The following is a 23,089-nucleotide window of genomic DNA, read 5'->3' as shown; positions in this document are numbered from 1 at the left end:
TGGGTCGGGCACGGCCGGACGGATTCCGGCCATGCGGAATCAGCCGCCCGCGATGGCCTGCTGGTAGCGGGCGAAGGCCTGCTTGCGAGCGCCCCAGGTGCCGTCGGCGTTGACGTTCACCAGGCCGTAGTGCGCCTGGGAGCCGTCCCAGGCCGGCTGGTCGAACAGCTCGTAGACGCAGACCCCGTGCACCTTGTCGGGCGCCGAGGCCGTCAGCGTCTGGATCGCCGTGCTGATGTAGTCGGCCTGCTCCTGTTCGGTGGCGGAGGAGGTGCCACCGTCGATGTCCAGTTCGGTGAGCAGGATCTCGTTCTGCGGGAAGCGGTTGATCACTTCGAGGACGGCGAGCATGTCGTCCGTGCCCCAGTACCAGTCGAGGCCGTTCACCTCGTACTCCAGGCCGTCGTTGTTGAGCAGCTGGAGGAAACCGGTGTGCTTCCAGGTGATGTTGACGAGCCGGCCGGCCTGCGAGTCGGAGGCGCGCACCCCTGCCCCGAGAGCGGCCATCCGGTCGCGGACCGGGCCGTAGACATCGGGGTTGTAGTCGTTGATGGAGGAGCCGTCGACGCCTGAGGAGTTGATGCAGACGCCGTCCATCTCGTTCTGGATCTGGTACAGCGGGATCTGTCCGGCGTACCGGGTGACCAGCATCGACACCTGGTCCTGCAGCCACCCGTTGTCGGCGTTCGCGACGGAGTCGGGGACGGTGAGGATGGCTATCAGGCCCACCCCGTGGGCGTGGGACGCGGCGACCGCCGCGTCGTACCAGCTCCAGTCGGTCGACGCGCTGTCGGAGGTGGGGAGTAAGAAGTCCACCCGGTAGTAGGAGACGCCCAGTTCGGCTGCCAGGGCGATCTGGTCGTCGATCCCGCCGGCCGGGTAGGAGGTGTCGTCGATCATCGGCGGGTGTCCGCAGACACCCCAGGCGGTGAGGGTGGTGCTCGCCGCGGCACGCTGCGGGGCGAGGCCCCCGAGGGACAACGCGGAGGCGGCGGCGACACCTCCCATGGCCTTGAGAACCGTTCGGCGCTGGACCATGGCGTGGAGCTCCTTTCGGACGTCATCGCCCACCGGAAGCGGGGGCGGTGCGAGGGGGGAGGCCGCCGAACCCGAGGCCGTCCAGGCCGAGTTCGGCGGCGCGGGGAAGGAGGTGGGCGAGCCCGGCCGGTGCGACGCGGTCGGCGTGCGGGCCGGCGTCGGCGTGATGGTACGGACGGAATGTGCGGACGAGAGGGTGGTGCGCGCCCAGGGAGGCGGCTTCCGTGCTAGCGGGGAGGCCGGCGCCGGGGAGCGGGCCCGGGGGCCTGCGCGCTGCCGGGGCTGTCCGCGATCACCAGGGCGGCCCTTCGTGTGCATGCCGTGGTGCGCCACGTTCCTGGTCGTGCTCTCACAGCCCCTCCTGGGAACCCGTGATACAAAGCGCTTTGCATGAACGTTGCTGGCAGCTTTCCGCCGCGTGACGCGATTGTCAACCCTGCGGACCGCCGGGGATGCAATACGCTTTGTAGCGGTGGGGGACACATCGGGGAGAGGGGAGCCACGGTGGCAATGCGCCGCGGACGCGTCACGATTGCCGAGGTCGCCGAGCGCGCGGGGGTGAGCCTGACCACCGTCTCGCATGTCCTGTCGGCGCGGCGGCACGTCGCCCCGGGCACCCGGCAACGGGTCCTGGAGATCATCGACGAACTCGGCTACGAACCGGACTCCGCGGCCGCCGGCCTGGCCGGCGCTCGGTCCACGACGATAGCCCTGGACGCCTTCGGCGGTACCTCCTGGGCGCTGTCCCAACTGGTGGAGCCGGAGTCCTACTTCTACATCGGACTGCTGCGGGCCATCGAGGCGCACGCCACCGCCGCCGGGTACGACCTGCTGATGCCCTCGCGCCCGCAGGACGGCAACGGCGGCTACCTGCGCCGGCTGCGCTCCCGCCGGGCCGCCGGCGTGGTGGTGATGGCCCGGAACTTCGACGACCCGCGCACCCGGGCGCTGCTGGAGGCCCAGTTCCCCACCGTGTTCGTGGACATGTACGGCCGCGGCCCGAAGGCCACCTCGGTCACCTCCGACAACGCCGACGGCGCCCGGCAGGCCACCGAGCACCTGCTCACCCTGGGCCACCAGCGCATCGCACGGATCTCCAAGGCCGCCGACCCGATGGCCGGCCAGGGCCGCAACACCGGTGCCCGCGCCGCCCTTTCAGCGGCCGGTGTGCTGGAGGATCCCCGGCTGGTCCTCGAAGCCGAGTGGACGCCCGACGCCGCCTACCAGGCGACCGTGCAACTGCTGCGGTCCGGTGCGCCGTTCACCGCGATCCTCGCCGGCAGCGACGTCATGGCCATCAACGTCATCGCCGCGCTCGCCGACCACGGCCTGCGGGTGCCCGAGGACGTCTCCGTGGTCGGCTTCGACGACCTTCAGCTGGGCACCATGATCCGGCCGACGCTGACCACGGTGCGCCAGGACACCGACGCGATGGGGGCCGCGGTCATCGAGGCGCTGCGGCGCATCCTCGACGGTGAGCCGGCCCCGGAGCCGATCCTGGTGCCCACCTCGCTGGTGGTCCGCGGTTCCACGGCCGCACCCCGCCCGTGACGGCGCCCGCGCCGGCTCGCGGGGTTCAGGAGCGCTCGGCCAGCGTCGTGCCGAAGGACTCGACGGCAAGGTACGGGTTGAGGTGGGGGTGGCGGCTGGCGACGGCAAGGTCCCGCCAGTGCCGCTGAAGCACGTTGGACGTGCTGAACCCACTCGCGCCGTGCAGGTCGAGCATGCGCTCCACCGCGGCGCGGCAGTCACGGCCGGCGTCCGCGAGGTCCATCGTGATGCGGGGCAGGTCGGCTTGGGACACCTCGGAAGTGTCGGCGGTCCGAGCGATCGCCACCATGGTCCGTTCGGCACGGTTCACCAGATGGGTGGCCTCCGCCAACCACTGCCGGGCTCCGGCGGATTCGCCCATGCGGGAGTACGCGCTCATGAACGGCTTCCGGTCCGACGCGAACATCGCGTCGATCGCGTCCAGTGCGCCCTTGGCGGCCCCGACCGCGGGGCCCAGCGCGGTCGTTGCGTAGAGCAGCATGTCCTCCACGCGGAAGGGGGCGGCGGGCACGACGTACGCGGCCGGCAGCACCAGGTTCTCGGCCACCAGGGTGTGACTGCCGGTGGCGCGCATGCCGGCCATGTGCCAGGTCCGCTCGACCGCCAGATCGGCCACCGGTATGACGGCGAACGAGAACGTGCCCTCCACCATCAGCGCGAGTCCCGCCCAGTCCGCGTCTTCGCACCCCGAGACATTCGACCAGCGTCCGCTGACGCGCACGCCTGAGGGCAAGCGCTCGCCCTGGCCGCCGGGGACGCCTGATCCGCAGAAGAGCATGTCCGGGTCGGTGAAGAGGGACTCGCGCACCGACGCGTCCGGGAAGTTCCTGGCCGCAAGGTTCTTGGAGGTCACGCACGTACCGGCGATCCAGGCCGTGGACGGGCAGGAGCGGCCCAGGTCGCTCAGGCACCGGGCCACGCTCTCCGCGCCTGCCCAGGCTCCCCCGTCCTCCTGCGGTGTCCGCAGGGCGAAGACCCCGTCTCCGCGCAGCGCGTCCAGGCTCTCCATGGCGGGTCGGTCGGCGGCTTCCGCCTTCTCCGCCTGGGTCCGGAGAATCTCGCTCGTCCTGCGCGCGGGGGAGTAGTCGATCATGATTCGGTCCTAGCTGTATATGTATCGCTCATTACAGAACGAACAGCGTAGCCGTGTCGTGTGAGCCTCGCAAGACGGAACGTTCAGTCTCGGATCTCCGCCGCAGGTTCGCCGCGTGTGGGCAGCGTGATGCCGTTCAGGCCACCTGTGCGGTGGTGTGCCGCAGGCCGTCGAAAAGGAGGCCGGCGATCTGGCGGGCCTCGTCGATCCAGCCCCCGGTGGCGTGCATGGCGCAGATGCCGCCCAGGGCGCGCAGCAGCGTGGAGCCGCTGATGTCGCCGCGGAGGGTTCCGGCTGCGTTGCCCGCGGCGAGGAGCTGGCTCAGGGCCTCGACCATCCTGTCGCGGGCGTCACCGAAGACGGGTGACTCCGTCGCCATGATGCTCTCCAGGACGAAGGACATGCCCTTGCCCACGGCGGCGTGGTCCACGAGCAGCAGCAGGAAACGGCGCAGTGCTTCGTCCGGGGCGTACTGGTTGAGGAGGTCGGCGGGAGCGGAGCACAGGTCGTCGACCTCCTTGCGGTAGACCTCCTCGATGAGCGCCTCCCGAGTTTCGAAGTGCCGGTAGAGCGTGCCCACTGCGACGCCGGCGCTGCGGGCGATGTCCTCGACGTGGATGTCGGCGTCTCCGTCGAGGAACGCCGTTCGGGCCGCTGCCAGGAGCGCATCGCGGTTACGGCGCGCATCGGCGCGCAGGGGGCGTGATGCCGACAAGACGAGCTCCGTAAGGTGAGTCCGGTTCCGTTTGTGTATGCTTAAGTCGAGTCGGGTTCACCTTATCGAACTCACGTAATAGCCCGAAGATCAGCCTGACGTCTCCCGGGGCCACCCCGGCGACCCCGAGAACGTCGCCGAGGTGGTCGCCCCTCTCGCCTCCGGCCGCGCGACGTGGCTCACCGGAGCGCGGCTCCGCGCCGACGGCCGCATCCTCCCGACCGTCCGAGCATCGAACCGGCAACCCGCCGAAGAACAGGACTTTGCCATGCCCCTGACCCTGCGTTCCGTGATCATCGACGCGGCCGACATCGAGCCGGAGGGCGCCTTCTGGCACCAGTTGCTCGGCGGCTCGATCCAGCGCACACCGACCCACCGCTTCATCCAGGCCCCCGGCCTGCCGGTCGTCGTCATCCAATCGGCACCGGGCCACATCGCCCCAGGCTGGCCGGAGGGCACCTCCCAGCAGATGCACCTCGACTTCGCCGTCGACGACCTCATGAGCGCCGATCACGCGGCCATCGACGCCGGCGCCACCCGGCTGCGTCCCACCAGCGAGGCCACCGAGGACACCCGGACCGGCAGCCGGGTCTACGCCAGCCCGGCCGGACACCCCTTCTGCCTGCGAGCCGCATGAAACCGGACCGCTGTGTCGGATGCGCCCCACCAGCGCGGCCCGCACAACTGCGGACCGCCGCACGGAAAGAGGAAGCAGATGAAACGCGAAATCGACGTCGACCACAGCGCCCCCGTCATCGTCAGGGCCGGCTGCGAGATCAACGCCCCCATAGACCGGGTGTGGGAGATCCATTCGGACGTGCCTGCATGGCCGCAGTGGCAGAAGGGCATCCGCGTCGCCGAGATCGACGGAGAACTTGCCCCCGGATCCCACATCACCTGGGGAGCATGGGGCTACGACCGCCTGTTCCCGGCCCACATCGGACTGATCGAACACCAGCGGCGGACCGTGTGGAGCGGGGCCGACGCCGGGATCTACGGCATTCACGCGTTCACCTTCACGCAGCGCGGTGACGTCACGGAGGTCGAGACCGCCGAGAGCTGGGACAGCGACCCGGGCCCGCACGCTGTCGCCACACTCCAGGCCTTCCTGCAGGGGTGGTTGGACAACCTGAAGGCGACCGCGGAGGACACCTCGCCGTCCGCCTGACGCCGGTTGGCGACGGCGCTTCCGAGGTCTCGCTCACCTCGTTGTGGAGGACGGACAGCCACACATGACCGAGCCGCCACGGACTGGCGCTTTCGCCCGGTTCCCCGTGCATCGGTGGCCGCGCGGGGACGGGCTGGTTGCCGCCGACATGACGGTGGCGCCCGACATGAGGGCGCGCATCGACCGCCAGCTCTACCGCGTGCCGCTGAGCAACCAGATCACCTCATGCCGCAGCGGAGCGGTACGGGCGCGACCGCACGCGACGTGCTCACCTCGATGTACGAACTCGGCAGCTCGATCACCCTGTGCGAATCGAGCCGACTCGGCGTGCTGTTCCGCGACAGACACGCCGCAGCGCAGCACGCCGTCCTGTCAACGGCCAACTATGAGCTGGACGGACGCACCGTCATGGCATCCCCAGCGGCGCCCCCCCCTCGGGCCGAGGTCCTGCGTCACGCCCAGAACGGTGACTGGAAGGTCACCCACGGCCGCAGGGTGGGATGTAGAGTGGCGCCGTTTCGCGCGCCTTGTGACCGTCGACGGCTCAGGCAGCGAAGCACCAGCTGGTACAGAAGCAAGGGGTGCTCGTGGCTGGGCAACGCATAGAGTTCGTGGACTTGCCAGTCTCGTTCGACCGGCCCCTGCGCCTGTTTGCCTACATCATCGGCCACAGTCAGGTCCTGTTTCGCGGCGAGCAGGACCTCGATGCCGGGTTGCCCACCACGATAGAGATCCTCTTCAAGGACGTTGGCACGCTCTCGGTACGCGATCACTACCGAGGGCTGACCATCCGACTCGCCTTCCGAACGGAAGAAGAACAGCTTCGGGCAGTGGACCCTCGTCCCTGGCACGACTGGCGTGCATTCATCTTGGAGACCGAGTCGGGCAGCAAAGGTCACGTGGTGGCCGGCGCGATGTACTGGGCGGAGAGTTCCGTGCCCATCGGACACAGCAGCTTCCTGATCCCTGACTACGATCTTCCGCAGTTTCGATCCGATCGGTCCCTGCCGGCTGAACCGGCCACCGTCTACGCTCCGTTCCCACGGCACTGACCTGGCAGTAGATACTTGATCTTGTGGTGGGCTGCCCTGTTGCCGCAGGTGGACGGCCGCAGGCGACCATGTCGGGACTACCGTCGGGCGTTCAATGGCGTGTTGTGGCGGCTGCGGACCGCGGCCCCATGGCGGGACCTGTCCGAACGATATGGCTCCTGGCAGGGCGTGTATGAACGGTTCGCCCGGTGGGAGGCGGACGGGACTTGGGCCCGCCTGCCGGAGCACGTCCAGGTCCCGATCACTCCAGCTTCCGCCGCCTGCCCAACTCCTGACGGCGTGGAGGGCCTGCAGGCAAGCGCCGTCCAACGGACGGCACCAATCAGGCTGTCACTGGGCCCGGTTCGCGCACCCGTGCCGGCGGGGCGAAGGCTGTTCACGGTGCGCGCCTTGCGGTACGGATCCTGAGGGGCCGACTTATTACGAGGTCATGACGGCCATTGCCTGAGACTCTCTCGCGCGCGCAGCAGTGGTTGAGTCTGCGGCAGCCCCTCACCAGCGTTCGCTCGACGGCTCAGTCGATGAGTCCAGCCGATCTGCACGGCATGTAGAGTGACTAGTACGTCTACGCGGGGGCCGAGAGTGCCGCCCCTCGACCCATCCATGACGCGATCTCGATCAGCGCCGGGGTGCCCTGATGGGCCGGGCGGCTGTTCCTGGTGAGCCGCTGGCGACAATTCCGCATCGGCCAGGCCCGGTTCTCCCGGGCAGGGCGACAACCACGACGGAGGACGCATGAGCGAGGAGCAACCCAGCGGCGCGCAGGGGAGGGCCGCGGAGGGGGCGGCGGCCGATCCGGGAGGACCGGGAGGAGGGGACGACCGGCAGGAGCCGGATTCCACCGCGGCCAGGACGCGCTTGGCCGTCGTCGGCGGGTGGATCGTACGCGGCGCCCTGGTCGGCCTGGTGGCCGGCGGCGCGGGGCTGGCGGTGGGTGAACTGGTCGCGGTGGCCACGGGGGAGGCGTCATCGCCTGCGGTGGCCGCCGGGAACTGGGCGATCAGCATCACGCCCACGTGGCTTGAGCAGTTCGCGATTCGCCACTTCGGCAGCAACGACAAGAGGGTGTTGCTGACCGGCGTCTATGTGACGCTGGCGCTGGGAGCGGCCGCCGACGGCGTGCTCGCCCGCTCCCGGCTGACCATCGCGAGCTTCCTCACCGCGGCCTTCGGCATCGTCGGCGCGATCGCCGCGGTGACGCGTCCGGCCGCGAACACGACGTGGCTGCTTCCCTCGCTGCTCGCGGGACTTGCCGCGGCGGCGGTGCTGCGCTGGCTGACGGCCTTGTCGGTGAGGGAATCGGTGCATTCCGCCGCGTCGAGCGAGCGGCGCCGCTTCGTGCTCGGCACGCTGGGTGCGGCAGCGGGCGCGCTGGTGGCCGGGTACGGCGGCAGCGTATGGATCAAGAAGCGCTACGACGTCTCGGATGCGCGCGCGAAGGAGGTACTGCCGGCACCGGTGAACGTGTTGCCCGAACCGCCCGCCTCGGTGCACCCGAACGTGCGCGGGCTCGGGCCCTTCTTCACCCCGAACTCCGACTTCTACCGGGTGGACACGGCACTCACGGTCCCACAGGTGGACCCGAAATCGTGGAAGTTGAAGATCCACGGCATGGTGGACCGCCCGTTGGAGATCACCTTCGACGAGCTGCTCTCCTACCGGTTCGAGGAACACGACATCACCTTGACCTGCGTGTCGAACCCGGTGGGCGGACCGTACGTCGGCAACGCGCGCTGGCTCGGCACGCCGTTGGCGCCCCTGCTGCGCCGCGCCGGCGTCCACTCCGGGGCGGACATGATCCTGTCCACCTCGACCGACGGGATGACGATCGGCTCGCCGGTCGAAGCGGTGCTCGACGGCCGGCAGGCGATGCTGGCGATCGCCATGAACGGGGAGGCGCTGCCCATCGAGCACGGCTTCCCGTGCCGGATGCTGATCCCCGGCCTGTACGGATACGTGTCGGCCACCAAGTGGGTGACCGATCTCAACCTCACCACCTTCGCCTCCTCCGACGCCTACTGGACGCCGCGTGGCTATTCGCCGCAGGCCCCGGTCAAGACCGCGTCCCGGATCGACGTGCCGGCGAACGGGGCGAGGGTAGCGGCCGGGAACGTGGTGCTCGCCGGCACCGACTGGGCCACCCACCGCGGCATCGCCGCGGTGGAAGTGCAGATCGACAACGGGGCCTGGCGGGAAGCAACTTTGGCCGCGGCGGACACCCCGGACACCTGGCGGCAATGGTCGTACCAGTGGGCGAACGCGCCCAAGGGCTCGCACAAGGTGACGGTGCGCGCGACCGACGGCACCGGCACGGTGCAGACCTCGGCCGTCCAGGGCGTGGTGCCGAACGGCGCCACCGGCCACCACGCCATTACCGTCCAGGTCTCCTGACGGGCGCGCAGAGGCCCCCTCATCCCTAGGTAGAACGTTCAGTCTTGACTCCTGCGACGGACGCCTACTAGGTTTTCTGTATCGAGCATTACATACACAGATCGGTGAAATCATGCTCCGTAGGACCTCACTGCGAACGGCCGGCTTCGGCCTCTGCCTCGCCGCCATGGCGACGTTCGCTGCGGCATGCAGTAGCTCGTCCGATGACCCGTCGGCCGATTCTTCGACGACGGCCTCAGTCGCGGCCTCGACGGCGACCTCGGCGGCGCCGGGTTCGGCCGGCTCGGGTTCGACGTTGGTCCTGAAGACCGCGAAGGGCAGCGCGGGCATCTGGCTCACCGACTCGGCCGGTCGCACGCTGTACCTGAACACCAAGGACAAGGGAACGACGTCCAACTGCTACGACGCCTGCGCCACGAAGTGGCCTCCACTCACCACGACCGAAGCGGTGACGGTGACCGGCAAGTACACCGTGCCGAGTGACGTGGGCACCATCACCCGGACCGACGGCAAGAAGCAGGTCACCTACGGAGGCCACCCGCTGTACTACTTCACGGGCGACACCGCACCCCACCAGATCAAGGGTCAAGGCGTCGACGGCACATGGTTCCTCATCGGACCGATCGCCAACATCATGAACGGCACCAAGCCCTGATCAGCGCACGGCATTTGGTGCCGCGGCGCCTTGACGGCTGCGGGTCAGGGCTGGTCGCCGGCGAGGGTGACTGCGCGCGCCTCGGGGACTCCCAGCATCAGCAGGCTTGTGATCGTCGCTGCTCGGGCGCCGAGGGTCCCGTTTGACAGGGCGCTGTCCGCGATGGTGAACACCACGCCGTAGGCAACCTGACTCAGGAGGCTCGCCGGCAGGTGCTGTGCGAACGCGGCGCTGTCCTGGCCCCGTTTCACGAGGTCGGCGAGGAGCTCGTCGAGGGGCCCGAGCAGGCCGTGGATCGCCTCGCCGTACTCGCCGCGGCGCAGCGCCAGCAGCACTCGGTACCTGTGTGCCACCGGCCAGAGGCGGGCGATGAATGCGGCCCACGCCGCGTCCGCTTCTGCGTCGGAGGCGTTGACTTCGGTGAGGACGGCCGTCATCTCGGTGACGGCCCGTTCCGTGAGTGTCCGCACCAGGTCGAGGCGCGAGGGGAAATGGCCGTAGACGGTGCGACGGACGACGCCTGCGGCGGCGGCGATGTCGCCCATTCCCGCGTCGGGGTTCTCTCCCAGCAAGTCGAGGGCGACGTCGAGGATGCGATCGCGTGTCTCGTTCATCGAGCGCGCACGGGAGGACTCGGTGGGCATGGCGCCATTGTTGCACACCGGTGTGCAACGACGTAGGCTGCACACCGGTGTGCAATGAAATGTTGTGCTGTGCTTCGAAGCTCCGGAGGGAGAAGAAGACAATGACCGCACCGACACCGACGACCTCGACCCTCATCCGCCCGTTCACCGTCGCGATCCCGGATACGGAGATCGACGACGTGAAGCAGCGACTGGCCAGAACGCGATGGCCGGACCCGGAAACGGTGGGCGACTGGTCGCAAGGAGTTCGCGTGGAGAACGCCAGAACTCTGGTCGACTACTGGGAACGCGGCTACGACTGGCGGCGCTTCGAGTCCGAGCTCAATCGCTTCCCCCAATTCCTGACCGAGATCGATGGGTTGGACATCCACTTCATCCACGTCAGGTCCAAGAACTCCCACGCCATGCCGCTGATACTCACGCACGGGTGGCCGGGCTCGATCGTCGAATTCCTGAAGCTGATCGGCCCGCTGACCGATCCGGTGTCGTTCGGAGGGGACGCCGCCGATTCCTTCGACGTCGTCGTCCCGTCGCTCCCCGGGTTCGGGTTCTCCCAGAAGCCCGTGGAGACCGGGTGGACCGTATCGCGCATCGCAAGCGCGTGGGTGGAGCTGATGAAGCGTCTCGGCTACACGAAATGGGCCGCGCAGGGCGGCGATTGGGGTGCCGTCGTCACCACCGCCCTCGGGGCCATGCAACCTGAGGGGCTTCTCGGCGTTCATCTCAACACCCAGTACGCCTTCCCCGCCCAGATACCCGACACGTTGACGCCCGAACAGCGCCACGCCGTGGAGACCCTCGCCCTCTACACCGGCGAACTCGGTGGGTCGAACCACCTTCAGGGCACGAAGCCGGAGACCGTCGGATTCGCGCTGGCGGACTCTCCCGCCGGCCAGGCAGCCTGGATCTACGAGAAGTTCCAGTCCAAGACCGACAACGAGGGTCTCGCCGAGGACGTCCTCAGCATGGACACCATGCTCGACGCGATATCCCTCTACTGGTTCACCAACAGCGCGGCGTCGTCCGCCCGCATCTACTGGGAGAACAGGTCGGCCACCTTCGCCGGCCCGAAGCTGACGCTTCCGGTCGCGGTGACGGTCTTCCCGAGGGACATCCCACGCCTGCCGCGCAGCTGGATCGAAGACACCTACTGCAATCTGATCCACTACGGCGAAGCCGAAAAGGGCGGGCACTTCGCGGCCTTGGAGCAGCCCGAGATCCTGGTCAGCGAAATCCGCACCGGCCTGCGCACCCTTCGCTCCTGACGCCGACAACCCGGCCATGACGCTGTACGGCGCCGAATGGCACGCTGCCCCCGGGTTCGGGTCGAGGGCGTGCACCGCCACGGGTAGGGGCCGGCGGTTGCCGAGCGGAAGCGGGCGGACGACACACGGGTGCCGCGCCGGGTGGATGGCACCCGACGCGGCACCCGCCGACGTCACGTCACGTCATGTCACGTGGTGGCGCCCGTACTGCTGTGCATGTGCGCGGTCAGGAAGTCCTGCTCCTTCTGCTGGGTGAACGCGCTGTTCTTGACCAGGGCGAAGTCGACCGTGGTGGTCGTCCCCTGCTTGACCTTGGCGATCTTCATCTGCGGGGTGTAGCCGTCCTCTGCGGCGATGACCTGCAGCGGGTCGAAGCCCTTGTCCAACCAGAGCTGGTACCGGCCGTGGCCGTCGGTCTTCAGGGTGTACGTCGTAGGTCCGCACTTCCCGGTGCCGGCGGCGTACATGGTGCAGACCGCCACGGTGGCACCGCCGACCGGGGCACCGTTGCTGTCGGAGACAGTTCCGGTGATCTTGCCCCAGGTCTTGGGCGGGGTGACGTCCATCGTCACGGCCACCGGCTGGGCGCTGCCGTACGGCGAATCGGTGCCGACGACCAACTCCCCTCTGTACGTGCCGGGCTGGGAGAGGGTGGCGGAGTCCGTGGTGACCTTCACGGTCACGGTCTGGCCGGGTGCCACGTCGACCCCGGTGGTCTCCTCCGACATCCAGCCCACGTCACCGCCGCACTGGTCGTATCCGGGAAGGTGCTCGACCACCGAGGTCGGACCGCCGGGACCGGACCCGCCGACCTTGTAGATGCCGCAGGCCGCGCCGCCGCGGTAGCCGGCGTTGTTGGAGTTGGGCAGTTGCGTCCAGCTGTCGGTGTCGGGGTCGTAGGCGAAGCCCTCGTTGGTCACGGCGGACCCGCCGTTGATCGCGCCGCCCATCACTTCGAGCCTGCCGTTCGCCGAGGCGGACGCCGCTCCCCAGGCGTCGACGGGCATGTCGGCCTTCGCGGTCCAGCCGCTCCCTCCGGGTGCGTAGGCGTAGGTGCTGGTCAGGGAGCTGCTGGCGTAACCGCCCGCGCACACCACCTCGGCGCTGACACCTCCGCAGGCCGCCCAGGCGACTGCGGTCGGATAGTCAGGAGCCTTGGTCCAGGAGTCGCTGCCCGGGTCATAGGCGGAAACGGTGGACGTGGGGCTGCAGGAGGAGCCGGACGTGCAGCCGCCGATGACGTAGAGCTTGCCGTCGACCACCGCGCTGCCGGCCCCGGCGACACCGAGGGGCAGATCGGCAAGCCGCGCCCAGGTGTTGGTGTCGGAGTGGTAGGCGTACGTGTGGGTGCTGGCGCTGCTGCCGTCGCCGAACCCGCCGGCGACGTAGAGCGTGTCGCCGATGAATCCCGCGGAGGACGCCTCCAGCCGCTCGGGCAGGTAGGCGATCGGGCTCCACGACTGCGCGGCCGGGTCGTAGACGTAGGCGTCCTGGGTGGCGTAGTCGCCGTTGTAGCCACCGGCCACGTAGACCTTGCCGCTGTGGCTGGCGACGACGGCGTCCTGCAGCGGCTCCGGGTAGTCGGCGACGGTGGTCCACGGTCCCGCCGCGGGGGTCGCGGAGGAGCGCAGTACCGGTCCGGCGGTGGGCGCCGCGGTCTTGTCCGGCGCCGCGCCGAGGCTGGTCCTGGTCCTGGTCACCATGGCCGGTGCGCCCGAGGGGATGGCGGCCCCAGGTGTTGTGCCCATCGCGGTGAACCCTGCGTCCTCCTCACCGAGGCTCACGTGCACCGGTGCGGTGCCGTCATTGCCGAAGGTCACGGACTTCGACGCGGCCGAGCCGAGCACCTGGCTCGTCGACAGGCTCTGCGGCGTGACGGTGAGGTGGCCCGCGTCGAGCGAGAAGTCCTTGTGCACGACGGAGTCGGCCGGCACGTCGACGGTCGCCTTGGCCTGCGTGTACTTGCCGTCCGCGGCGGTGAAGCCGGTGCTGCCGGTGTGCGAGCTGAACAGCCAGTAGTAGCCGTCGTCCAGACCGGTGTCGTCCGGGGTCGCGGTCGTCACGCCGGCCTGCGAGGCGTCGGCGTCACTGGAGACCTTCGCCCCCACCAGCGGAGCACCGGTGTTGGCGTCGGTCACGGTGCCGGCCACCAGCCCGCCGGGCTGCGGGGCGCAGGCACGGCTGCCGACGAGCACGTTGTCGATGTTCCAGCTCCGACTCCAGTGGCCGACGTAGTGGAAGCGCACGCGCACGTCGGACTGTCCGGCCGCCTGCGGGATCGGGACGTCGACGTGGTCGATGACGCCGCTCGAGGGCTTCCAGACGCTGGACCAGGTCGTACCGCCGTCCAGGCTGAGGTCGATCTCGCCGTACGAACCGTCGGGGAAGGTGATGTACCTGGTGTCGAGGCCGATCTCCGGCTGGTCCTTGCCGGTCAGATCGATCACCGGGGAGACCAGCGAGGTGTCCTGCCGGCCGCCCTCCCCGTAGCCGTTGGAGTTGACGCCGGCCCAGTACTGGTCGCCGCCGGGGGGCATCAGATAGCTGAGGGGGTTGTCGAAGGTCCAGGTCTGGCCGGTTCCGGCGTCGTCGGTGATGGTCCAGCCGTCCTGCGGGGTCTCGCCGGACCAGCCGGTGAACGCCTCGGTGGTGCCGTCCTCCTGGTAGGCGTAGCCGGTGGCGGTGCAGGTGCTCGTGTCGACCTTGAGCGCGATGTCCTGCGACACGTCGGTGTCGGCCAGGTTCACCGTGGCGTCGGTGCCGGTGTAGCCGGTCAGGTCGGCGGAGGACACATGCAGCTTGTAGCTGCTGCCCGCGGGCAGGCTCACCGAGTAGTGGCCGGTGTAGGGGTCGGAGTAGACGGGACCGTCGGGGTAGCCGTCGATGGTGATCTTCGCCCGCATCGGCCAGCCGTGGCCCGAACCGTCGGCGACGGTGCCCGACACGGTGTGCATCGGCTCGGCGGTCAGCGCGAAGTCCGCGGTCACCGAGGTGTCCGCGACCACCGCGACACCGGTGACGCTCTTGTCGGTGTAGCCGTACTTGCTCGCCGTCAGGCCGTACGTGCCCGGTGTGAGCACCAGGTCGTAGGTGCCGTCGGTGCCCGTGGTCGTGGTGCGCCCGCCGTCCTGGGTGGTCACGCGGACACCGGCGACCGGCTTGCCGGTACCGGCGTCGGTCACCTCGCCCTTGATGTCGCCGTGCGGGCCGGTGGTCAGCGCTCCCACGCCGTTCGGGGTGCCGAGACCGGTCGGGCCGTCCCAGCCGGGGCCGGCGTGGCACAGCTGGCTCGGCGTGCACGAGCCGTTGGCGCCCGAGGTGACGTCGTTGAGGTCGCTCGCCCGGGCCGGGTCGTCGTAGGGGTACGAGGCCGGGTCGGTGCCCGGGACCGGATCGCCGGCCAGCGCGTACATCGAGGCGACCAGCGGCGCCGCGAGGCTGGTGCCGCCGACGACACCCCAACCGCTGCCGTGCTCACCGAAGGTGTCGTAGACCGCGAGGCCCGTGTTCGGGTCGGCGTCGGCGGAGATGTCCGTGGCGGCGCGGGTCGTGCACGCCGTGATGTCGCTCTGCCAGCCGGGCTTGGTCACGTCCTGCGAGCAGCCGCTGCCGGCGCCGTTCCACGCCGACTCCGTCCAACCGCGGCTGGTGCCCGACGCCTTGCCCAGCGTCGTACCGCCGACGGACACCACGTACTGCGACGTGGACGGGAAGATCACCCCGTAGCCGTTGTCGCCGCTGGACGCGGCGTACAGGATGCCCGGGTGGTTGAAGTCCTGCTCGGCCTGGCCCTCGGTGCCGTCCTCGGCGGAGCCCCAGCTCATCGAGATGAACTTCGCGCCCATCGTGCGGGCGGTCTCGGCCGCCAGGGGCAGGCTGCGGGGTGCGATGAGGTCGTTGTCCGCCTCGACGAGCAGGATGTGGCAGGCGGGGCAGGCCGCTGACACGGCGTCGAGGTCGAGCGAGGTCTCGCCCACCCAGTCGTCGCCGGCCGGAGGCGGCTGGGGATAGTTCTTGCTGCCGTCCTGGGCCACCTTGGTGAAGCAGCCGTTGTCCGTGGTGCACGCAGGCAGCCCGTACTGGGCGCGGTAGACGGCCAGGTCGGACTCGGCGTTGGGGTCGTCGTAGGCGTCGATGATGGCGACGGTCGGAGCCGACTCGGCCGACGGCAGGTTGTAGGCGGACTGGATGTCACCGGGCCCGTAGCCCTGCGGTGTGGCACCCGCCGCCATCGTCTTGGCCCCGACGACGTCGGTGCGCTTCAGCGCGAAGCAGGTGTACCTGGCCGCACTGGAAGGAGCGCAAGCGGGCGTGTCGTGCCCGGCCTGAGAGCCCTGCGTGGTGGTCGACTCGGCCTTCGCGGCCGGGGATTCGGCTTTCCGGGTGGACGACGGGGACGACATGGTCGTCTGCCCCGATGTGCGGGGGGACGTGGGCTGCGACGGTGCGGCCCCGGCGGTACCCGCGACGAATAAGGACAGGACCGAGAGAACAACTCCGGTGACCAGCAGGCTGATAAGTCTTGGTGCCAACGTCTGCTTCATCGAGATCTCCGATACAGGGCATACCGGGGTCGGGTGGCCCGCCCCGGCCTGTGATAAGACGCTGTCGTATTAGTGCCAGTACTCACAAGTGGCCTTTGACTTCGGATACATGACACGTGTCGTAAACATGCCAGGGAGTTTTCGTGTGGGAAACCGTCGGAATACCGGAGAACGAGGCACGTGTGTACGAGGCGCTCATACCGCTGGGACACGCCGGCGCCGACGTCCTGTCGAGCCGGGTCAACTTCACTGTTTCCAGGACCACTCGGGCGCTCGCAAGCCTGATCCAGCGCGGTCTGGTGACCCGGATCCCCGGCCGGCCGGTACAGTACTCCGCCGTTGAACCCTCACTGGCCGGCTCCGTGCTGATCGCCAAGCGCGAGCACGAACTCAGGCAGCTCCAACAGCACTTGAACAAGCTGGACGAAGCGTTCCAGGCGGAGACGTCCGCTGGCCACGCCTCGGAACACATCGAAACGATCAAAGGCGCAGCGAAGATCTGGCGCACTTTCGTCCGGGTGCAGCGCTGCGCCCAGCGCGAGGTCAGGGCGTTCGACAAACCGCCGTACTTCGTCGGCGTGGGAGAGCACGGCGACGAGGGCCCCAACCTTGAGGAGCGGCGGTTTCTCGCCGCGGGCTCCGTCCGCTACCGCGTCGTCTACGACCAGGAATCGGTGGCCATCCCGGGCCGGCTGGAGAACATCTGGGACGGGATCCGCAGCGGCGAGCGCGCCAGGGTGGGCACGTCCCTGCCGACGAAGCTCGTACTGAGCGACGACACGCTGGCGATCGTCAGCTCGCCCGCCGACTACCACGCCGGCGTCGCCTACCTCATCCGGCCGTCGTCGCTGCTGGACATGACCGCCGCGCTCTTCGAGGCCGTCTGGGACCGCGCGGTCCCGCTCAGCAGGTCGGGAACCGCCGGGAGCCAGGAATCGATGGACCCGCTCCAACGGCAGTTACTCGGCCTGCTCGCCAGCGGTGCCACCGACTCGGTCATCGCCCGCACCTTCGGATGGAGTATCCGCACCGTGCAACGGCACATCCACGAACTCATGCAGCAGGTGGGCGCCCGGACGCGCTTCCAGATCGGCATGGAAGCAGTCCGTCGCAACTGGCTGTGACGTGGAACTGCCGGTGCCGGCTGCCGTGCTGCTCCACTGGGCCAGCAGGCGCAAGGAGATCTCGGAGGGGCTGCCGGGTTCGGTGCCGTAGACGAAGAGGATCTGGTCCGGGTCGTCTCCGGGGGTGAGGGCCTGGTAGGTGACGGTGAGGTCGCCGACGAGCGGGTGGTGGTAGTCCTTGGTGCCGGTCGTGCGGCGGCGGACCTTGTTGTCCGACCAGAAGCGGCGGAACTCCTCGCTGCGGATGGACAGTTCACCGACCAGCGCGCTCAGGGCCGGGTCGTCCGGGTGGCGGCCCGCGTCGAGGCGGAGCATGGCGGCGGTGTCCGCGGCGACCCGGGCCCAGTCCCGGTACAGCTCGCGCGCGTGCGGATCGAGGAAGACGAAGCGGGCCTGGTTCCGCTCCGCCGCGGGGAGCGCGCGGAAGTCGGTGATCAGGCGCCCGGCGAGCGGGTTGTGGGCCAGCACGTCGAGGCGCCGCCCGAGGACGAAGGCGGGGCGGCCGCTCTGCTGGAGGGCGTCCAGCAGGTCCCAGGTGGCGGGGTGGACCCGCTGGGGGCGGGGCCGGCGGCGCCGGGCTGGCTGGGGCCGGGCGAGCGTGTGCAGGTGGCTGCGCTCGGCGTCCCCCTGATGGCCGGCCTGCTCCACGACATCGAGTGCCTGCGCGGTGCCGACATCGCGGAGACCGTTGCCTTCATCGCCGCCGTTCCCCGGCACGTCAACATCAGCGAACTGACCATCCTGCCCACGGCCCAGGCCGTGTAGCGCACGGACAGGCGGTGTGCCTGCTCGGTGTGAGCGGACCTCGGGGCTCACACCGATCAGGCACACCGCACGTGTTGCTCCGGGAAAGCCGGCACTCTCGGCGTCGCGGACGGCTACCAGCGGTTCCAGTGGCTGAAGTTCCTGTCGTCGGCCCGCGGGGCCGGCTTGAAGTCAGTGCCGATCGTGTAGGCGATGGGTGTCAGCGCGACTTGGACGGTGTGCTCGAACGGGAGGCCGAGCAGGTCGGCCATCTCGCGCTCGAAAGTGAGATGGGCGACGGTCCATGCCGTGCCCAGGCCGCGTTCCCGCGCGGCGAGCATGAAGCTCCAGGTCGCCGGAACCACGGAGCCCCAGTTGTGGGCCTGTCCGCGGACCGAGTCGAGTTCCTCGCGGCGGGCGACCCGCACCACGGGGATCATCAGCACCGGCACCTCGTGCAGATGCCGGACCAGGTGGCCGAGGCTGCCCCGAATCCGTCCCCACTCCGACGAGGCGAAGCTCATCCGGGTGGGTAGCGGAGCGGAGTTGTGCTCGTCGGGAGCGCCGGCCATGAGTCCGGCGCGCCAGATGTCGGCCGCCTTCGCCTTCGTCGCCGGATCGTCGATGAAGACGAAGTCCCACTGCTGCTGGTTGCGGCCGGTCGGTGCCTGGGTGGCGACCTTCACGGCCTCCTGGATCAGCTCCCGCGGAACGGGCCGGGTCAGGTCGAGGCGCCGGCGAACCGCGCGCGTGGTGGTCAGGACCTCATCGGCCGTGAGCCCGAGGGCCTGGTGGGCCGAACTGCTGCTGTTCACTGTGTCACTCCTGGTCCGTATCAAGGGATGAGGGTTCCGGCGGATCCGGAGGCTGCGCAATGCCAACGGTCCCCCTTCAGACAGACCGGTCTGTCCAAGAAGAGTGTATGTAATGCTCGCTACACTCCTACTGGCGAGGTCGGCGGAACGTTCGGCCTTGACAAGTCGCGCCGGCCGTTGTCAGCTGAGGGAGCAGAACGTTCTTTCTTGTAGATGACATGAGGAGCCCTTCATGCGTGTCTTCCTCACCGGCGGAAGCGGCTTCGTCGGCCAGCACCTGATACGCCGACTGTGCTCCGAGGGCCACACCGTCGTCGCCCTGGCCCGCTCCACCTCAAGCGCGCAGAAGGCGGCCGGCGCGGGGGCCGAGCCGGTGCGGGGCGACCTGGCCGAGCTCACCGAGCAGGGCGGTTCAGCCCCACCCCCGGCCTGGCTGGACCACCTGTACGACGTCGACGCCGTCGTACATGCCGCGGCCCGCATGGAGTTCTGGGGCGACGACGCGGGTTTCCGTGCCGACAACCACGACCCGACCCTCGCCCTGCACGCAGCCGCGGTCGCGGCGGGAGTACCGCGGTTCGTGCTCATCAGCGCCGCCGGCGTGTCCACCGGCACTCCACGCATGACCGTGGTCGACGAGGACACCGACAACGGCACCCCCGTCAGCGCGTACTGCCGCGTCAAACTGGCCACCGAGGACGCGCTGCGCGCTGTCGCGTCGCCCGGGACGACCCTGGTGATCCTGCGGCCGCCGATGGTCTGGGGCGCGGGCATGAACATCGCAGGAACGGCCGCCGACGCGGCCAGGGGACGTTTCCTGTGGATCGACGGCGGCCGCCACACCGTGGACTTCGTCCATGTCGGAAACCTCGCTGACGCCGTCCTGCTCGCCCTTACCCGCGGCCGCCACGGCGCCCCCTACTACGTCACCGACGGGACCCCCACGGCGGTCCGCGACTTCTTCACCGCGCTGCTGGCGACCCAGGGCGTGGACGTCTCCGCCGGCCGCAGTGTCCCGCTGCGCGTCGTGGCACCGATCGCCGCCCTCATGGACCTCGGCGCCCGCCTCCTGCGCAGGAGTACTCCACCGCCGGTCACCAACTGGCTGGTCGCCTTCCTGGGCCGCGACCGCATCTACGACATCACCGCCGCCCGCAACGTCCTGGGCTACCGGCCGCGCATCGGCCTCGACGCCGGCCTGCGGGAGATGGCAACCCTTGCCCGCCCCCTTCGTGCGAGCCACTGACCCACCGAACCGCTGAAAGAGGAACACCATGTACGCGCGGCAGCGAACCGCCCTCGTCGTGATCGACGCCACCAACGACTTCATCGCCGAGGACGGCAAGGCCTGGCCGGGGCTGCGCGAGGTCTGCGAGGAAGTCGGCACGGTACCGAACATGAAGCGGGTCCTCGAGGCGGCTCGCGCGGCCGGGATCCAGGTGCTGCACGCGCCGATGGAGACCCAGCCGTGGGACTACGGGCCGTGGAAGCACCGCACGCCCAGCCATGACGGCATGTTCCAGGCCCAGTTGTTCCAGGCCGGCACGCGGGGAGCCGCGTTCCACCCCGACTTCGCACCCGCCGAGGGCGAAGTGGTCGTCACCGTGCACAAGACCTTCGACGCGTTCCACGGGACGGACATGGACATCCAGCTGCGCCAGCGCGACATCGACCACCTGATCCTGTGCGGCCTCACCACCAACACCTGCGTGGATTCGACCGGCCGCGACGCCGTCGAGAAGGGCTACGGCGTGACCTTCGTCTCCGACGCGGTGGCCACTTTCAGCAGGGAGATGCAGCGCGCGACCATCGAACTGAACTGGCCGCGTTACGCCCAGCGGATCTCGACCACCGACGAAGTCGTCAGCGCCTTGGCGGACATGGAGTAACGCGGAGCGTGGCAGGTCACGGGCACCCTCGTTCACGGTGAGGGGATGGGCATCCCAGGGGTGCTCTTGACCGTCTTCATGGTGAACTGCGAGTTGGTCCGTGCCACCGCGGGCAGACCGGTGATCTCCGCCATGGAGAAGCGCTCGAAGACAGCAGAAGGACGGCAGGTCGACTCCTGACCGAGCTCTTCGACGACTACGAGCGGTCCCTCGCAGCGTCGACGTCCTGGAGTGACGGGAGGTTCCGGCGGAGGTCAGTGCACTTCCGTCGGCTCCGGTGCGTGGTGGGCCCGGCGGTAGGCCACCGGAGACAGGCCCAGGTGGGCGTGGAAGTGCTTGCGCAGCGCGACCGGGTCGCCGAAGCCGCAGGTGGTGGCGATCCGTGCGACGGTGAGGTCGGTGGACTCCAGCAGCAGGCGCGCGTGTGCCAGCCGGCGCTGGGCCAGCCACTTCAGCGGGCTGCTGCCCGCTTCGCTGCGGAACCGGCGCGTGAAGGTACGCACGCTCATGTGCGCATGCCGTGCCATGTCCTCCAGCGTGATCGGTTCGGCGAGCTGTTCCAGCGCCCACTGGCGGGTCGCCGAGGTCGAGCGGTCGGTGTCCTGGGGGACCAGGTGCTCGATGAACTGGGCCTGACCGCCTTCGCGCCACGGCGCTGAGACGCACCGGCGGGCCGCGGCCGCCGCGACCGCCGCTCCGTGGTCCCGGCGCACCAGGTGCAGGCACGTGTCGATGCCGGCCGCGCCGCCGGCGGACGTCAGGATGCGGCCGTTGTCGACGAACAGCACATCCGGATCGACCTCGACGGCCGGGAACAACCGCGCGAACGTGTCGCACAGCGCCCAGTGGGTGGTGGCCCGGCGGCCGTCGAGCAGGCCGGCCGCGGCGAGCAGGAAGGCCGACGTGCACAGGCTCACGATGCGGGTCTGCGGCCGGATCCGGTCCAGCGCGGCGGCGACTTCGGCCGGCAGCGTCCCCGTCGCGAGCAGGTGCTCGCTGGGCTCCTGGGTGGCGATGACCACGGTGTCCGCGGTCTCCAGCACGGACTCGTCGTGGTCGACGAGGATCCGGAAGTCCTCGTGCGTGCGGACCGTGCGGCCCCCGGGCGAGAAGGTGCTCACGGAGTACAGGCGGGTCCCGTCCGGGGTGCACGCCTCGTTGAACACCCGGGCCGGGATGCCCAGGTCCAGTGGCAGGACTCCGTCGAGGGCGAGAACGGCAACGTGGTGCGGCATGGCCGGAATGGTACGACAGGTGTCCCTCAGGCCACTCACTGGCTCCAGCCGGCCCGCCGCAGAGTGGATCTCGCCGGGTCGCGGCCCGGCGAGACAGAACACGAAACGGATATGAGCGAGGAAGCATGAGCGAGCACACCATGCGTGCGGTCACCGTCAGGGAGTTCGGCGGGCCGGAGGTGCTGACCGCCGAGCGGGTCGCCCGGCCGGAGCCGCTGCCGACCGAGGTGCTGGTGCGCGTGCACGCCGCCGGGATCAACCCCGTGGACTGGAAGACCCGCGCGGGCCAGGGGATGGCCGGGGTCCAGACACTGCCGTTGATCCTGGGCTGGGACGTCTCCGGCGTGGTGGAGGAGGTCGGTTTCGGCGTGACCACGCTGGCGCCCGGCGACGAGGTCTACGCCATGCCCTGGTTCCCCAGGGCCGCCGGTGGCTACGCCGAATTCGTCACGGCGCCCTCCCGCCACTTCGCCCGCAAGCCGGCCACGATCGGCCACGCCGAGGCCGCGGCCCTGCCGCTCGCGGCGCTCACCGCGTGGCAGGCCCTCGTCGACACCGCGGGGGTGCAGGCGGGGCAGCGCGTGCTCGTGCACGCGGCGGCCGGCGGAGTCGGCCATCTCGCCGTGCAGTTCGCCAGGCATCTCGGCGCCGAGGTGGTGGCGACGGCCAGCGCACCCCGGCACGCCTGGCTGAAGGAGCTGGGTGCGGACGAGGTGATCGACTACACCCGGCAGCGATTCGAGGACGTCACCGGTGACGTCGACGTCGTCCTCGACTTGATCGGTGCCCAGGACGACACCGACATACGGTCGGTGTCGGTGACCCGTCGCGGCGGCCTGGTCGTCGCGGTTCCCGCCGGAGTTCCGGAGCGTCTTGCCACCGTCGCCGCGCAAGCCGGGGTGCGTACCAGCCCGTTCCTGGTGGAGCCGGACTCCGCCGCCCTGACGACGATCGCCGGGCTGGTCGACTCGGGCGCGGTCCGCGTCGAGGTGGAGCGCACCTTCGCCCTGGAAGAGGCCGCGGAGGCACACCAGTTGGGCGAGACCAACCGCACCCGCGGCAAGCTCGTCCTCAGCGTCACCGGCTGACTGCCCACGGCGGGGCAGGGGAGTGGTGCGCCGGTGCCTGCTGCCGGCCGCGCTGTCACAGCCTGCTGACATGATCGT

The 23,089-nt window shown here is 69.6% G+C and carries 20 protein-coding genes and 2 pseudogenes; 14 read left to right on the top strand and 8 right to left on the bottom strand.

Annotation, left to right across the window (positions count from 1 at the left end; translation table 11 throughout):
- Nucleotides 1–39: 39 nt before the first annotated feature.
- A complete protein-coding gene (locus ACH4TG_RS21035; RefSeq protein ID WP_398243913.1) occupies nucleotides 40–1,038 on the bottom strand; it encodes a hypothetical protein in 999 nt (332 codons plus the stop codon).
- 510 nt (nucleotides 1,039–1,548) lie between these two features.
- Between ACH4TG_RS21035 and ACH4TG_RS21030 the strand changes: the two genes are divergently transcribed.
- A complete protein-coding gene (locus ACH4TG_RS21030) occupies nucleotides 1,549–2,589 on the top strand; it encodes a LacI family DNA-binding transcriptional regulator (RefSeq protein ID WP_398244058.1) in 1,041 nt (346 codons plus the stop codon).
- A 25-nt stretch (nucleotides 2,590–2,614) separates the two neighbouring features.
- On the opposite strand, the gene ACH4TG_RS21025 is transcribed toward ACH4TG_RS21030, so the two are convergent.
- The gene (locus ACH4TG_RS21025) at nucleotides 2,615–3,682 is read right to left on the bottom strand and encodes an acyl-CoA dehydrogenase (RefSeq protein ID WP_398243912.1); all 1,068 of its coding nucleotides are present in this window, start codon (nucleotides 3,680–3,682) and stop codon (nucleotides 2,615–2,617) included.
- A 136-nt stretch (nucleotides 3,683–3,818) separates the two neighbouring features.
- Complete coding sequence (locus ACH4TG_RS21020; protein WP_398243911.1) at nucleotides 3,819–4,397, bottom strand: TetR/AcrR family transcriptional regulator; 579 nt, start codon at nucleotides 4,395–4,397, stop codon at nucleotides 3,819–3,821.
- Between the two features lie 268 nt (nucleotides 4,398–4,665).
- Between ACH4TG_RS21020 and ACH4TG_RS21015 the strand changes: the two genes are divergently transcribed.
- From ACH4TG_RS21015 to ACH4TG_RS20990, 6 genes and pseudogenes are all read left to right on the top strand, one after another.
- Entirely contained in the window at nucleotides 4,666–5,034 is a 369-nt protein-coding gene (locus ACH4TG_RS21015) for a VOC family protein (protein ID WP_398243910.1), read from the top strand.
- Nucleotides 5,035–5,112: 78 nt separating this feature from the next.
- The gene (locus ACH4TG_RS21010) at nucleotides 5,113–5,565 is read left to right on the top strand and encodes an SRPBCC family protein (RefSeq protein WP_398243909.1); all 453 of its coding nucleotides are present in this window, start codon (nucleotides 5,113–5,115) and stop codon (nucleotides 5,563–5,565) included.
- Between the two features lie 587 nt (nucleotides 5,566–6,152).
- Nucleotides 6,153–6,617 (top strand): hypothetical protein, encoded by a 465-nt coding sequence (locus ACH4TG_RS21005; RefSeq protein ID WP_398243908.1) that lies wholly within the window; start codon nucleotides 6,153–6,155, stop codon nucleotides 6,615–6,617.
- Nucleotides 6,618–6,632: 15 nt separating this feature from the next.
- A pseudogene (locus tag ACH4TG_RS21000) lies at nucleotides 6,633–6,854 on the top strand (transposase); the annotation flags it as partial.
- Nucleotides 6,855–7,352: 498 nt separating this feature from the next.
- Nucleotides 7,353–9,008: a molybdopterin-dependent oxidoreductase gene (locus ACH4TG_RS20995; protein ID WP_398243907.1), complete on the top strand. Its 1,656-nt coding sequence runs from the start codon at nucleotides 7,353–7,355 to the stop codon at nucleotides 9,006–9,008.
- A gap of 295 nt (nucleotides 9,009–9,303) precedes the next feature.
- Entirely contained in the window at nucleotides 9,304–9,663 is a 360-nt protein-coding gene (locus ACH4TG_RS20990) for a hypothetical protein (RefSeq protein WP_398243906.1), read from the top strand.
- Nucleotides 9,664–9,707: 44 nt separating this feature from the next.
- Here ACH4TG_RS20990 and ACH4TG_RS20985 read toward each other — a convergent pair whose 3' ends face one another.
- The gene (locus ACH4TG_RS20985) at nucleotides 9,708–10,307 is read right to left on the bottom strand and encodes a TetR/AcrR family transcriptional regulator (RefSeq protein ID WP_398243905.1); all 600 of its coding nucleotides are present in this window, start codon (nucleotides 10,305–10,307) and stop codon (nucleotides 9,708–9,710) included.
- A 101-nt stretch (nucleotides 10,308–10,408) separates the two neighbouring features.
- Here ACH4TG_RS20985 and ACH4TG_RS20980 point away from each other — a divergent pair, with 101 nt between their 5' ends.
- Nucleotides 10,409–11,572, top strand: a complete 1,164-nt coding sequence (locus ACH4TG_RS20980; RefSeq protein ID WP_398243904.1) for an epoxide hydrolase family protein — start codon at nucleotides 10,409–10,411, stop codon at nucleotides 11,570–11,572.
- A 188-nt stretch (nucleotides 11,573–11,760) separates the two neighbouring features.
- Here ACH4TG_RS20980 and ACH4TG_RS20975 read toward each other — a convergent pair whose 3' ends face one another.
- Entirely contained in the window at nucleotides 11,761–15,975 is a 4,215-nt protein-coding gene (locus ACH4TG_RS20975) for a carboxypeptidase regulatory-like domain-containing protein (protein WP_398243903.1), read from the bottom strand.
- Nucleotides 15,976–16,259: 284 nt separating this feature from the next.
- Here ACH4TG_RS20975 and ACH4TG_RS20970 point away from each other — a divergent pair.
- Nucleotides 16,260–16,451, top strand: a pseudogene (locus ACH4TG_RS20970) (helix-turn-helix domain-containing protein); the annotation flags it as partial.
- Between the two features lie 624 nt (nucleotides 16,452–17,075).
- On the opposite strand, the gene ACH4TG_RS20965 reads toward ACH4TG_RS20970, so the two are convergent.
- Nucleotides 17,076–17,888, bottom strand: coding sequence for a transcriptional regulator (locus ACH4TG_RS20965; RefSeq protein WP_398243902.1), 813 nt, complete (start codon nucleotides 17,886–17,888; stop codon nucleotides 17,076–17,078).
- Between ACH4TG_RS20965 and ACH4TG_RS20960 the strand changes: the two genes are divergently transcribed.
- A complete protein-coding gene (locus ACH4TG_RS20960; RefSeq protein ID WP_398243901.1) occupies nucleotides 17,871–18,005 on the top strand; it encodes a hypothetical protein in 135 nt (44 codons plus the stop codon). The genes ACH4TG_RS20965 and ACH4TG_RS20960 overlap by 18 nt on opposite strands.
- A gap of 113 nt (nucleotides 18,006–18,118) precedes the next feature.
- Here ACH4TG_RS20960 and ACH4TG_RS20955 read toward each other — a convergent pair whose 3' ends face one another.
- Nucleotides 18,119–18,799 (bottom strand): nitroreductase family protein, encoded by a 681-nt coding sequence (locus ACH4TG_RS20955; protein ID WP_398243900.1) that lies wholly within the window; start codon nucleotides 18,797–18,799, stop codon nucleotides 18,119–18,121.
- 232 nt (nucleotides 18,800–19,031) lie between these two features.
- On the opposite strand from ACH4TG_RS20955, the gene ACH4TG_RS20950 reads away from it, so the two are divergent.
- Genes ACH4TG_RS20950 through ACH4TG_RS20940 form a run of 3 tightly spaced genes read left to right on the top strand, consistent with a single transcriptional unit; the run spans nucleotide 19,032 to nucleotide 20,868 of the window.
- Nucleotides 19,032–20,045, top strand: coding sequence for an NAD-dependent epimerase/dehydratase family protein (locus ACH4TG_RS20950; protein WP_398243898.1), 1,014 nt, complete (start codon nucleotides 19,032–19,034; stop codon nucleotides 20,043–20,045).
- Nucleotides 20,046–20,073: 28 nt separating this feature from the next.
- Nucleotides 20,074–20,688: an isochorismatase family cysteine hydrolase gene (locus tag ACH4TG_RS20945; RefSeq protein ID WP_398243897.1), complete on the top strand. Its 615-nt coding sequence runs from the start codon at nucleotides 20,074–20,076 to the stop codon at nucleotides 20,686–20,688.
- 45 nt (nucleotides 20,689–20,733) lie between these two features.
- On the top strand, nucleotides 20,734–20,868 hold the full coding sequence (locus ACH4TG_RS20940; RefSeq protein ID WP_398243896.1) for a hypothetical protein: 135 nt from the start codon (nucleotides 20,734–20,736) through the stop codon (nucleotides 20,866–20,868).
- Nucleotides 20,869–20,942: 74 nt separating this feature from the next.
- On the opposite strand, the gene ACH4TG_RS20935 is transcribed toward ACH4TG_RS20940, so the two are convergent.
- On the bottom strand, nucleotides 20,943–21,923 hold the full coding sequence (locus ACH4TG_RS20935) for a GlxA family transcriptional regulator (RefSeq protein WP_398243895.1): 981 nt from the start codon (nucleotides 21,921–21,923) through the stop codon (nucleotides 20,943–20,945).
- Between the two features lie 125 nt (nucleotides 21,924–22,048).
- On the opposite strand from ACH4TG_RS20935, the gene ACH4TG_RS20930 reads away from it, so the two are divergent.
- Complete coding sequence (locus tag ACH4TG_RS20930) at nucleotides 22,049–23,011, top strand: NADP-dependent oxidoreductase (protein ID WP_398243894.1); 963 nt, start codon at nucleotides 22,049–22,051, stop codon at nucleotides 23,009–23,011.
- Nucleotides 23,012–23,089: the final 78 nt, after the last annotated feature.

It is taken from the genome of Streptomyces sp. NPDC020917 (assembly GCF_044333795.1).
GTDB lineage: Bacteria > Actinomycetota > Actinomycetes > Streptomycetales > Streptomycetaceae > Actinacidiphila.
The sequence above is the reverse complement of the archived record's forward strand: the minus strand, read 5'-3'. Positions and strand labels throughout refer to the sequence as shown.

Excerpts from the sequence above, each read along its gene's own strand:
- ACH4TG_RS21015 (WP_398243910.1), top strand. The coding sequence starts at position 4,666 with ATGCCCCTGACCCTGCGTTCCGTGATCATCGACGCGGCCGACATCGAG.
- ACH4TG_RS20980 (WP_398243904.1), top strand. The coding sequence starts at position 10,409 with ATGACCGCACCGACACCGACGACCTCGACCCTCATCCGCCCGTTCACC.
- ACH4TG_RS20950 (WP_398243898.1), top strand. The coding sequence starts at position 19,032 with ATGCGTGTCTTCCTCACCGGCGGAAGCGGCTTCGTCGGCCAGCACCTG.
- ACH4TG_RS20930 (WP_398243894.1), top strand. The coding sequence starts at position 22,049 with ATGAGCGAGCACACCATGCGTGCGGTCACCGTCAGGGAGTTCGGCGGG.
- ACH4TG_RS20945 (WP_398243897.1), top strand. The coding sequence starts at position 20,074 with ATGTACGCGCGGCAGCGAACCGCCCTCGTCGTGATCGACGCCACCAAC.
- ACH4TG_RS20935 (WP_398243895.1), bottom strand. The coding sequence starts at position 21,923 with ATGCCGCACCACGTTGCCGTTCTCGCCCTCGACGGAGTCCTGCCACTG.
- ACH4TG_RS20940 (WP_398243896.1), top strand. The coding sequence starts at position 20,734 with ATGGGCATCCCAGGGGTGCTCTTGACCGTCTTCATGGTGAACTGCGAG.
- ACH4TG_RS21035 (WP_398243913.1), bottom strand. The coding sequence starts at position 1,038 with ATGGTCCAGCGCCGAACGGTTCTCAAGGCCATGGGAGGTGTCGCCGCC.
- ACH4TG_RS21030 (WP_398244058.1), top strand. The coding sequence starts at position 1,549 with ATGCGCCGCGGACGCGTCACGATTGCCGAGGTCGCCGAGCGCGCGGGG.
- ACH4TG_RS20960 (WP_398243901.1), top strand. The coding sequence starts at position 17,871 with ATGGCCGGCCTGCTCCACGACATCGAGTGCCTGCGCGGTGCCGACATC.
- ACH4TG_RS20985 (WP_398243905.1), bottom strand. The coding sequence starts at position 10,307 with ATGCCCACCGAGTCCTCCCGTGCGCGCTCGATGAACGAGACACGCGAT.
- ACH4TG_RS20975 (WP_398243903.1), bottom strand. The coding sequence starts at position 15,975 with ATGTCGTCCCCGTCGTCCACCCGGAAAGCCGAATCCCCGGCCGCGAAG.
- ACH4TG_RS21010 (WP_398243909.1), top strand. The coding sequence starts at position 5,113 with ATGAAACGCGAAATCGACGTCGACCACAGCGCCCCCGTCATCGTCAGG.
- ACH4TG_RS20995 (WP_398243907.1), top strand. The coding sequence starts at position 7,353 with ATGAGCGAGGAGCAACCCAGCGGCGCGCAGGGGAGGGCCGCGGAGGGG.
- ACH4TG_RS21025 (WP_398243912.1), bottom strand. The coding sequence starts at position 3,682 with ATGATCGACTACTCCCCCGCGCGCAGGACGAGCGAGATTCTCCGGACC.